This window comes from Streptomyces sp. NPDC042346 (assembly GCF_055581845.1).
In genome coordinates this window covers 394739-405467 of the sequence record NZ_JBVJEH010000010.1, presented here as the reverse complement: position 1 = coordinate 405467, position 10729 = coordinate 394739, and the positions used below count along the sequence as shown (strand labels likewise).

Sequence of the window (10729 nt, the reverse complement as noted above, 5' to 3'; positions counted from 1 at the left end):
TTGGTGATCCACCGCTTGACGCCGTTGAGGACCCAGAAGTCGCCGTCACGGACCGCGCGGGTCTTCATCCCGGCCGCGTCCGAGCCCGCGTCGGGCTCGGACAGGGCGTAGGAGAACATCGCGTCGCCCTTGGCCAGCGGGCCCAGGTACTTCGCCTTCAGCTCCTCCGAACCGGACAGGATCACCGGCATCGAGCCCAGCTTGTTCACCGCCGGGATCAGCGAGGAACTGCCGCACACCCGCGCGACCTCCTCGATCACGATCACCGTCGCCAGCGCGTCCGCCCCCGCACCGCCGTACGCCTCGGGCACGTGCACCGCGTGCAGATCGCTGGCGACCAGCGCGTCCAGCGCCTCCTGCGGGAACCGGCCCTCCTCGTCCACCGCCGCGGCGAACGGCGCGATCTTCGCCTCCGCCAGCGCACGCACCGACTCCCGGAGCATGTCGTGCTCCTCGGAAGGCCGATACAGGTCGAAATCAGTCGAACCCGCCACGTTCACTCACTCCCACGCTTGCTAACTACCGTTAAGTAACCCAAAGGGTAGGGCGTGGCCCGGGCCCCGGGCCAGGGCACGACTATGCTCGGGCAGGCATTCCGCCCGACGTCACTGGAGTACCGCATGGCCCTCAAGATCACCGTGATCGGCACCGGCTACCTCGGCGCCACCCATGCCGCGGCCATGGCGGAACTGGGCTTCGAGGTGCTCGGCCTGGACGTGGTCCCCGAGAAGATCGAGCTGCTGTCCTCCGGGCGCGTCCCGATGTACGAGCCGGGCCTCGAGGACCTCCTCGCGAAGCACGTGGCCGGCATCGAGGGATCGAGCGGCCGGCTGCGGTTCACCACCTCCTGGGAGGAGGTCGGCGCCTTCGGCGACGTGCACTTCGTCTGTGTGAACACCCCGCAGAAGCACGGCGAGTACGCCTGCGACATGAGCTACGTCGACGCCGCCTTCGCCTCCCTCGCCGCGGTCGTGCGCGAGGGCGCCCTGGTGGTCGGCAAGTCGACCGTGCCCGTCGGCTCGGCGGAGCGGCTCGCGGGCCTGCTGCCCGAGGGCGTCGACCTCGCCTGGAACCCGGAGTTCCTGCGGGAGGGCTTCGCCGTGCAGGACACCCTGCGCCCCGACCGGATCGTGGTCGGCGTGCGGGACTTCGGCGAGCGGGCCGAGAAGACGCTCCGCGAGGTGTACGCCGTGCCGGTCGGCCAGGGTTCGCCGTTCGTGGTGACCGACTTCCCGACGGCCGAGCTCGTGAAGACGGCCGCGAACTCCTTCCTCGCCACCAAGATCTCCTTCATCAACGCGATGGCGGAGGTGTGCGAGGCCGCGGGCGGCGACGTCGCCAAGCTGGCGGAGGCCATCGGCCACGACGACCGGATCGGGGCCAAGTTCCTGCGGGCCGGGGTCGGCTTCGGCGGCGGCTGTCTGCCCAAGGACATCCGGGCGTTCATGGCGCGGGCGGGCGAGCTGGGCGTCGACCAGGCGCTGACCTTCCTGCGCGAGATCGACTCGATCAACATGCGGCGGCGCGGCCAGATGGTGGAGATGACGCGCGAGGTCCTCGGCGGGAACTCCTTCCTGGGCCGCCGGGTCGCCGTGCTCGGCGCGACCTTCAAGCCGGACTCGGACGACGTCCGCGACTCCCCCGCCCTGAACGTGGCCGGCCAGATACACCTCCAGGGCGGCCAGGTCACCGTCTACGACCCGAAGGGCATGGAGAACGCGCGCCGCCTCTTCCCGACCCTGGGGTACGCCGACACGGCCCTGGACGCGGTGCGCGGCGCGGACGTGGTGCTGCACCTGACCGAATGGCGGGAGTTCCGCGAGCTCGACCCGGCGGAGCTCGCCGCGGTCGTCACGTCGCCGGTGATCCTCGACGGCCGCAACGCGCTGGACTCGGAGCTCTGGCGGGCGGCGGGCTGGACGTACCGCGCGATGGGCCGCCCGCGCGCCTGAGACGTACGCACGCGAAGGGGGAGAGAGGGCGCCGTCACACGCCCCCTCTCCCCCCTTTCGTGCGGTCAGGCCTTTCGTACGGTCAGGCCGCGGCCGGGCGGATCCGGTTCGTTCTCGACAGGAACTCCGCCTCGCGCAGCGCCCGGGTGGCGTTGGCGTGGGCGAGCCCGACGAGGTCCTGGGCGGGCCAGCCCCGGCGGAGGAGCTCCGCGAAGAGCGGGACGTAGCCGAGGGCCGGGGCGGTGGTGTGGGAGATGCCCGTGGACCGCGGGCCCGCCTCCGTACGCACGCGGTCGAGGACGTCGGCGTCGGCGGCCGGGTCGTCGGTGACCGTGACCATGCAGACGGCGCTGTTCCCGCCGAGGAGCCGCAGCACCTCGTCCGGAAGGCCCTCCGGCGCCGCCCTGGTCAGCAGGGCCGGGGCCCGGGTGACCGCGAGGGCGCGGCGGATCGTGTCCTGGTCGGCGCCGGAGAGGTCCACGGCCAGGCCGAGCCGGTTCATCTCCCGTACGGCGTCGCGGGCGAAGCGGTCGAAGCGGGTGAGGTTCACGGCCCGTACGCCCAGGGCGTGGTAGGCCCGGAGGGTGGCCGCCGAGCCGCCGAGCGCGGGCCAGCCGACCGGCCCGAGCAGGGCGGCGACCCGGCCGCAGTTCCCGGCGTGGGCCATCTCCGACGTCGTGTACGCGAGCCTCAGGTCCTCGGGACAGGCGGCGACGAGGGCGCGGATCGCGTCGATCCGCCGCAGCGTCCCGATGACGCCCTCGTCGGCCTCCACGTGCAGGGACCAGAACTGTGCTCCGGCCTCCCCCGCGCGGACGGGTGGGAGGTCCTCGGGGTCGAGGGCCGGGGGCAGTTCCGTATGGCCCTCGACGACGGGCTGGGCGGCCAGGAGGGCGCGGGCCCGGGCCGTCTCGTCGAGCGGGGGCGGTGGTTCAGGGGGATCGAGCGCGCCGACGGCGGCGGGGGCGGCAGAGAAGGGGGAATGATCGTCGAGATCTGCCATGGTGCTACTCCGAACTCGGTGGTGCAGTACCGCCCCGCCAATTGCGGCGGGGCAGTACGTTCCACCGTGCCACCGGCCCCGGGCGGGGGCGCGGCGGAGTGCGCCGTCCGGGTGAGCGATCCGTTACGGAGCGTCGGCGGTGTCGAGCGCGTCGATCGTCGCGTTCGACGGGGACGTGCGGGAGCGGAGGTCCCGGGAGACCGCTTCCGCGTCGCGGAGGACGCGGACCGCGTTGGACCAGGTCAGCTTGGTGAGGTCCGGGTGCGACCAGCCGCGGTGCAGGAGCTCCGCGATCAGGTTCGGGTAGCCCGCGACGTCGTCGAGGCCGGCCGGGGTGAAGGCCGTGCCGTCGTAGTCGCCGCCGATGCCGATGTGGTCGATGCCGGCGGCCTCGCGCAGGTGGTCGAGGTGGTCGGCGACCGTGGCGACGGTGGCGATCGGGCGCGGGTTCTCCGCCTCGAAGGCGCGGTGCAGCTTCATCGCCGCGGCGGTGGTGTCGAGGTGGTCGAAGCCGTGCGCGCGGAGGTTGTCGTCCGCCCGCGCGGTCCACTCGACGGCCGCGGGGAGGATGAACTTCGGCACGAACGTGGCCATCGCGACGCCGCCGTTGGCGGGCAGCCGCTCCAGGACGTCGTCCGGGATGTTCCTCGGGTGGTCGCAGACGGCCCGGGCCGAGGAGTGCGAGAAGATCACCGGCGCGGTCGAGGCGTCGAGCGCGTCGCGCATGGTGGTGGCGGCGACGTGCGAGAGGTCGACGAGCATGCCGGAGCGGTTCATCTCGCGGACGACCTGCCGGCCGAAGGCGGAGAGCCCGCCGACGCCCGGCTCGTCGGTCGCCGAGTCCGCCCAGTCGTTGTTGTCGTTGTGCGTGAGCGTCATGTAGCGGACGCCCAGGGCGTGCAGCGCGCGCAGGGTGGCGAGGGAGTTGTTGATCGAGTGGCCGCCCTCGGCGCCCTTGAGGGAGGCGATACGGCCCTGCTCGCGGGCCGCCTCCATGTCGTCCGCCGTCAGGGCCGGGGCGAGGTCGCCCGCGTACCGCTCCAGGAGCTGGTCGACGATGTCGATCTGCTCCAGGGTCGCGCTGACCGCGTCGTCCCCGGCCAGCCGGCAGGGCACGTAGACCGACCAGAACTGCGCGCCGACGCCGCCGGCCCGCATCCGGGCGAGGTCGGTGTGGAGCGCTCCGGTCTGGTCCGCGCCGATGTCCATGCGGTCCAGGTCGTACCGGACGTGCTCGCGCAGCGCCCACGGGAGGTCGTTGTGGCCGTCGACGACGGGGTGGCCCGCGAGCAGCTCGCGGGCCTCCTCCAGACGGTCCGCCGCGCTGCCGGCCGCCGTACCGCCGGCCGTCGCGCTGCCCGCCGCCGCGCTCACTTGCCGAAGCCGAAGGAGTCGGCGCCCTCGACCTTGGCCCGCAGGCGCTTGCCCTTCTCCGTGGCCTGGTCGTTGAGCTCCTGGAGGAAGTCGTTCATCCGGGTCCGGAGCTCGGGGTCGTGCGCGGCGAGGATCCGGGCCGCGAGCAGGCCCGCGTTGCGCGCGCCGGCGACGGAGACCGTCGCGACGGGGATGCCGGCCGGCATCTGCACGATGGAGAGCAGCGAGTCCATGCCGTCGAGGTACTTCAGCGGCACCGGCACGCCGATGACCGGGAGCGGGGTGACGGAGGCGAGCATGCCGGGCAGGTGGGCGGCGCCACCCGCGCCCGCGATGATCGCCTTGAGCCCGCGGCCCGCGGCCTCCTCGCCGTACGCGATCATCTCGCGCGGCATCCGGTGCGCGGAGAGGACGTTGACCTCGTAGGGGATCTCGAACTCGTCGAGGGCCTGCGCGGCGGCCTCCATGACGGTCCAGTCGGAGTCGGATCCCATGGCGATGCCGACGACGGGGGCGGTGCTGTTGCTGCTCACTCGGTGATCGTTCCTCGCAGATAGCCGGCGGCGTGACGCGCGCGCTCCAGCACGTCGTCCAGGTCGTCGCCGTAGGTGTTGACGTGCCCCACCTTGCGGCCGGGCTTCACGTCCTTGCCATACATGTGGATCTTGAGCTGCGGGTCCCTGGCCATGCAGTGCAGGTACGCGGAGTACATGTCCGGGTAGTCGCCGCCCAGGACATTGCACATCACGGTCCACCGGGAGCGCGGCCGCGGATCGCCGAGGGGGAGGTCGAGAACCGCCCGGACGTGGTTGGCGAACTGCGAGGTGATCGCGCCGTCCTGGGTCCAGTGGCCGGAGTTGTGCGGGCGCATCGCCAGTTCGTTGACGAGGATGCGGCCGTCGGTGGTCTGGAAGAGCTCGACGGCGAGGTGGCCGACGACCCCCAGCTCCTTGGCGATCCGCAGCGCGAGCTCCTGCGCCTGCCCGGCGAGTTCGCCGTCGAGGTCGGGCGCGGGCGCGATCACGGTGTCGCAGACGCCGTCGACCTGACGGGACTCGACGACCGGGTACGCCACGGCCTGGCCGTGCGGGGAGCGGACGATGTTCGCCGCGAGCTCGCGGACGAAGTCGACCTTCTCCTCGGCGAGCACCGGGACGCCCGCGAGGAACGGGTCGCGGGCCTCCGCCTCCGTACGGACGAACCAGACGCCCTTGCCGTCGTAGCCGCCGCGCACGGTCTTGAGGATGATCGGGAAGCCCCCGACCTCGGCCGCGAAGGCCACCGCGTCCGCCGCGTCCGCGACGATGCGGTGGCGTGGGCTCGGCGCGCCGATCTCGTCGAGCTTGGCGCGCATCACCCCCTTGTCCTGGGCGTGCACCAACGCGTCGGGCCCCGGGCGGACGGGGATGCCGTCCGCCTCCAGGGCCCGCAGGTGCTCCGTGGGGACGTGCTCGTGATCGAAGGTGATCACGTCACATCCGCGCGCGAAGTCACGCAGCGTAGCCAGGTCGCGATAGTCGCCGATGACGACCTCGCTCACCACCTGCGCCGCAGAGTCCTGCGGGGTGTCACTGAGGAGCTTGAACTTGATGCCGAGGGGGATGCCCGCCTCGTGGGTCATACGGGCGAGCTGACCGCCACCGACCATGCCGACTACCGGGAACGTCACTCTCTTAGGGTATCCGCACCACCGGGGAACACTCGTCCGCCTGTGGTTTGTCACAAGGACAGTGCAGGTCGGGGCCGGGTTTCCCCGTGGTTTACGAGGTACCCGGGCGGGTGACAGGGGGGCTGGTTAGCATGGTTGGGTTGACGTCGCCCGGACGTCACCCGGACGGACGGGACAGAGCCATCACCATGAGTGAACCCGGCGCGCTGCGCATGCGACTCAACGGGCTCTTCCGTGAGGTCGCCAAGTTCGGAGTGGTCGGCGGTCTCGGCGTCCTCGTCAACCTCGGCGTCTTCAACCTGGTGCGCCACTTCTCGGACCTCCAGGTGGTGCGGGCCAGCCTGATCGCCACCGCGGTCGCCATCGTCTTCAACTACGTGGGGTTCCGCTACTTCACGTACCGCGACCGGGACAAGTCGGGGCGGACGAAGGAACTGACGCTGTTCCTGCTGTTCAGCCTGATCGGCATGGTCATCGAGAACGGCCTGCTCTACGCGGCGACGTACGGCCTCGGCTGGGACGGCCCGCTCGCGAGCAACTTCTTCAAGTTCTTCGGCATCGGCATCGCGACGCTGTTCCGCTTCTGGTCGTACCGCACCTGGGTGTTCCGCGCGCTGCCCGCGAAGGAAGCGGTGCAGGCCGCCGAATCGTTCCTGGAGCAGCCCCCGCGCCAGGCGACCCGCCGCCAGCCCAACCGCGTCTGAGTCCCGTCTGGGTCTCGCCTGACCTGCGCTTTTACCGTACGGGCCTGCGCTTTTACCGCACGGGCCTGCGCTTTTACCGTACGGGGCGGTCCTGCGTGTCCTCCGAGATGCTCCTGACCTCGCGGCTCAGGAAGAGCGCGAAGACCGGCGGGTGCTGCTGGAGCAGCTCCAGCCGCCCGCCGTCCGCCTCCGCGAGGTCACGGGCGACGGCCAGGCCGATCCCCGTGGAGCTGCGGCCGCTCACCGCCCGCTCGAAGATCCGCGCGCCGAGGTCGGCCGGGACGCCCGGGCCCTCGTCCGTGACCTCGATCACCGACTGGTTGCCGGTGACCCGGGTCCGTACGGCGACGGTGCCGCCGCCGTGCATGAGCGAGTTCTCGATCAGGGCCGCGAGGACCTGGGCGACCGCGCCCGGGGTGCCGACGGCCCGCATCCCCTGCTTGCCCGAGTGCACGATGGCGCGCCCCCCGCTGCGGTAGGCCGGCCGCCACTCCTCCAGCTGCTGCTTGACGACCTCGTCGAGGTCGAAGGCGACGGCGGAGCCCGTACGGGGGTCCCGGGAGTTGGTCAGGAGCCGCTCGACGACGTCGGTGAGCCGCTCGACCTGTGTGAGCGCGATCGTCGCCTCCTCCTTGACCGTCTCCAGGTCGTCGGCGAGGGCGACCTCCTCCAGGCGCATGGAGAGGGCCGTGAGGGGCGTACGGAGCTGGTGCGAGGCGTCGGCGGCGAGCCGGCGCTCGGCGGTGAGCATCCGGGCGATGCGCTCGGCGGAGGCGTCGAGGACGTCCGCGACCCGGTCGAGCTCGGGCACCCCGTACCGCTTGTGCCGGGGCCGCGGGTCACCGGAGCCGAGGCGCTCGGCGGTCTCCGCGAGGTCGGTCAGCGGGGACGTCAGCTTGTCGGCCTGGCGTACGGCGAGGAGGACGGCGGCGAGGACGGCGAGGAGCGCCACCGCGCCGATGATCAGGAGGGTGCGGCCGACCTCGGCGGTGACCGTGGAGCGGGACTCCTCGACGAGCACGGTCTCGCCGCGCTCGCCCTCGGCGAGGCCCCGGATGACGTTCCCGTCGGGGCGGACGCCGATCTCGATGGTGTCCCGGCCGGGGATGCGGATCTGCGCGTACCGCTTGGCGCCGCTCTGCTCCGCCAGGATGTCCGGGTTGACCGGCTCCCCGCCGATGAGCCGGCTGTCGACGATGGAGACGATCCGCAGCGCCTCCGAGTCCACGCTCTCCTGCGCGCTGCTGGAGATCGTGCGGGTCTCGACGATGACGAGGGAGACGCCGAAGACGGCGATGACGACGAGCACCACGGCGAGCGTGGAGTTGATCAGACGGCGGCGCACGGCTCAGACCTGCTGGTAGGCCTCAACGGTCGCTCAGCTCTTCTCGAAGCGGAAACCGACTCCGCGCACGGTGGCGATGTAGCGCGGGTTGGCGGCGTCGTCGCCGAGCTTCTTGCGGAGCCAGGAGATGTGCATGTCGAGGGTCTTGGTGGAGGACCACCAGGTGGTGTCCCAGACCTCGCGCATCAGCTGGTCGCGGGTGACGACCCGGCCGGCGTCCCGGACCAGGACCCGGAGCAGGTCGAACTCCTTGGCCGTGAGCTGGAGCTCCTCGTCGCCCATCCAGGCGCGGTGGGACTCGACGTCGATCCGTACGCCGTGGGTCGAGGGCGCGGCGACGGGCTCGCTGGAGCCGCGCCGGAGCAGGGCCCGGACCCGGGCGAGGAGCTCGGCGAGACGGAAGGGCTTGGTGACGTAGTCGTCGGCGCCCGCGTCGAGCCCGACGACCGTGTCGACCTCGTCCGCGCGCGCGGTGAGGACGAGGATCGGGACCGCGTGCCCCTCGGCGCGCAGCCGCCGGGCGACCTCCAGGCCGTCCATGCCGGGCAGCCCCAGGTCGAGTACGACGAGGTCCACTCCGCCCTGGAGTCCGGCGTCGAGGGCGGTCGGGCCGTCCTCGCGGACCTCGACCTCGTACCCCTCTCTCCGCAGGGCGCGGGCCAGCGGCTCCGAGATGGATGCGTCGTCCTCGGCGAGCAGTACACGGGTCATGGGGTGATGGTAGTCCGCACGGCCGCCGGGCCGCGGCGGGATCCGTCCGGCCCGAGTGACCCCTGGGGATCTTGTGGGCATCTTGTGCATGACCTTCGAATAGCCTTGCACGGTTGCGCCGTCGCCTGTGATCCATCTCTCAAGTCCTTCCATATCGGGCAGTGTCGTGTCGTATGGTGGCTCGACGTCTGTAGCGGTAATCGGGGACCTTTGGGCAGCTTCGCGCCCCGGGGTCCTCTTTATGCGCGGGGTCGGCTCAGCCGGCCTCTAGGACGGTGAACGACCTGTGGGCCGGGTTCCGGGACGCGATGACGCGACTCCCGGTGCGTGGATCCCGGTGGAGTCCAACGGCTCCGCCGGTGCCGGCCTCCCCCACCGGGCGCACCCCGCTCACAAGGCGAGCGTCCCGACAGAGCAAGGATCGACATGGCGTCCAGCCTGACGACGGCTTCGACCGGAACCCCTGGTTCCGGGAAGACGTTCCTCGGCCACCCCCGCGGCCTGGCCACCCTCTTCTTCACCGAGATGTGGGAGCGCTTCTCCTACTACGGCATGAGGGCCCTTCTCGTTCTGTACCTGGTCTCCGGCGGCACGGACGCGGCCACCGGCAGCCAGGGCGGCGGCCTCGCGATGACCGCGGCCACGGCCACGGCCATCTACTCCGTGTACGTGTCGATGGTCTACCTGATGGCCATGCCCGGCGGCTGGTTCGGCGACCGCGTCTGGGGCGCGCGCAAGACCGTCACCATCGCCGGTTTCGTGATCATCGCCGGTCACGTCTCGCTGGCCCTCCCGGGCCAGGCGATGTTCTTCCTCGGCCTCGCGCTCGTCGCGGCCGGCTCCGGTCTGCTCAAGGCCAACATCTCGACGATGGTCGGCCACCTCTACAACGGCCCGGACGACCCGCGCCGTGACGGTGGCTTCACGCTCTTCTACATCGGCATCAACCTCGGTGCCTTCGTGGCGCCGTTCGTCGTCGGCACCATCGGCGAGAAGGTCAACTGGCACCTGGGCTTCGCCCTCGCCGCCGCCGGCATGGCCCTCGGCCTCGCCTGCTTCCTGTCGTTCTCGAAGAGCCTGAGCCCGAAGAGCAACGTCGTCCCGAACCCGCTCTCCTCGGAGGAGCGCAAGGCCGTCCTCGTGAAGGTCGCGCTCGTCGTCGTGCTCGCCGCCGCCTTCTACGGCGTCGTCGTGGCCCTGGGCCTGTACACCCTGAACTGGGCGCTCGTCCCGATCACCCTCGCCGGCCTGATCATCCCGGTCGCCGTCCTCGTCCGCATCAAGCGCGACAAGGACCTGGACAAGACCGAGCAGTCGAAGATGACCGGCTACATCTGGTTCTTCGTCGCCGCCGCCGTCTTCTGGATGATCTACGACCAGGGCGGCTCGACCCTGGCGCTCTTCGCCGACGGCAAGACCGCCGACAGCGTCTTCGGCTTCGGCTTCCCGGCCACCTGGTACCAGTCCCTGAACCCGCTCTTCGTCATGGCGCTGGCCCCGGTCTTCGCCTGGCTGTGGCTGTGGCTGGCCCGCAAGAACCAGGAGCCGAACACCATCGTGAAGTTCGCGATGGGCCTCGTCCTGGTCGGCGCGTCCTTCTTCGTCTTCATCGTCCCGATGAACATGGCGGGCGACGGCACCAAGGTCTCCCCGATGTGGCTCGTCTCGATCTACATGATCCAGACCATCGGTGAGCTGTGCCTCTCCCCCGTCGGCCTCTCCGTCACGACGAAGATGGCGCCGCAGAAGTACGCCTCCCAGATGATGGGTGTCTGGTTCCTCGCCGTCACCGCCGGCGACTGCACCACCGGTCTGCTCTCGCTGGCCGGCGTCGACCTCAACGGGACGGGGATCATCGCAATGGAAGCCTCCTTGGCCGTCCTCGCGGGCTTCGCGATCTACATGTACCGCAAGAAGGTCCAGGGGCTCATGGGCAGCGTCCACTGACCCTGGTGGACGTACGAAGGCCGC

Annotated in this window: 10 protein-coding genes; 3 read left to right on the top strand and 7 right to left on the bottom strand. The window is 71.1% G+C overall.

The genetic code is table 11. The features are described 5' to 3' along the window. Positions 1 to 494, bottom strand: a 494-nt coding sequence (locus tag ACZ6K0_RS33640) for an acyl-CoA dehydrogenase family protein (RefSeq protein WP_469233459.1), incomplete at its 3' end; no start/stop codon positions are given. 126 nt (positions 495 to 620) lie between these two features. Here ACZ6K0_RS33640 and ACZ6K0_RS33635 point away from each other — a divergent pair. Continuing rightward, positions 621 to 1952 carry a UDP-glucose dehydrogenase family protein gene (locus ACZ6K0_RS33635; RefSeq protein ID WP_469233457.1) on the top strand — a complete coding sequence of 444 codons (1332 nt, stop codon included), beginning with the start codon at positions 621 to 623 and terminating at the stop codon, positions 1950 to 1952. Positions 1953 to 2034: 82 nt separating this feature from the next. Here ACZ6K0_RS33635 and ACZ6K0_RS33630 read toward each other — a convergent pair whose 3' ends face one another. The 4 genes from ACZ6K0_RS33630 to ACZ6K0_RS33615 all read right to left on the bottom strand — a co-directional run bounded on the left by ACZ6K0_RS33630 (position 2035) and on the right by ACZ6K0_RS33615 (position 6052). Continuing rightward, positions 2035 to 2955, bottom strand: a complete 921-nt coding sequence (locus ACZ6K0_RS33630) for a membrane dipeptidase (protein WP_469233455.1) — start codon at positions 2953 to 2955, stop codon at positions 2035 to 2037. 123 nt (positions 2956 to 3078) lie between these two features. Further along, complete coding sequence (locus ACZ6K0_RS33625) at positions 3079 to 4266, bottom strand: dipeptidase (RefSeq protein ID WP_376413443.1); 1188 nt, start codon at positions 4264 to 4266, stop codon at positions 3079 to 3081. 59 nt (positions 4267 to 4325) lie between these two features. Beyond that, positions 4326 to 4823, bottom strand: a complete 498-nt coding sequence (purE, locus tag ACZ6K0_RS33620; RefSeq protein WP_376413441.1) for a 5-(carboxyamino)imidazole ribonucleotide mutase — start codon at positions 4821 to 4823, stop codon at positions 4326 to 4328. Between the two features lie 35 nt (positions 4824 to 4858). Then, a complete protein-coding gene (locus ACZ6K0_RS33615) occupies positions 4859 to 6052 on the bottom strand; it encodes a 5-(carboxyamino)imidazole ribonucleotide synthase (RefSeq protein WP_376413429.1) in 1194 nt (397 codons plus the stop codon). 134 nt (positions 6053 to 6186) lie between these two features. Here ACZ6K0_RS33615 and ACZ6K0_RS33610 point away from each other — a divergent pair, with 134 nt between their 5' ends. Beyond that, positions 6187 to 6702, top strand: coding sequence for a GtrA family protein (locus ACZ6K0_RS33610; protein ID WP_376413428.1), 516 nt, complete (start codon positions 6187 to 6189; stop codon positions 6700 to 6702). Between the two features lie 73 nt (positions 6703 to 6775). Here the strand turns inward: ACZ6K0_RS33610 and ACZ6K0_RS33605 are convergent, their stop codons facing one another. Together ACZ6K0_RS33605 and ACZ6K0_RS33600 are read right to left on the bottom strand one after the other, a co-directional pair. After that, positions 6776 to 8047: an ATP-binding protein gene (locus tag ACZ6K0_RS33605; RefSeq protein ID WP_376413426.1), complete on the bottom strand. Its 1272-nt coding sequence runs from the start codon at positions 8045 to 8047 to the stop codon at positions 6776 to 6778. Positions 8048 to 8080: 33 nt separating this feature from the next. Further along, on the bottom strand, positions 8081 to 8758 hold the full coding sequence (locus ACZ6K0_RS33600; RefSeq protein ID WP_055643128.1) for a response regulator transcription factor: 678 nt from the start codon (positions 8756 to 8758) through the stop codon (positions 8081 to 8083). Between the two features lie 426 nt (positions 8759 to 9184). On the opposite strand from ACZ6K0_RS33600, the gene ACZ6K0_RS33595 reads away from it, so the two are divergent. Further along, the gene (locus tag ACZ6K0_RS33595; RefSeq protein WP_469233452.1) at positions 9185 to 10705 is read left to right on the top strand and encodes a peptide MFS transporter; all 1521 of its coding nucleotides are present in this window, start codon (positions 9185 to 9187) and stop codon (positions 10703 to 10705) included. Positions 10706 to 10729: the final 24 nt, after the last annotated feature.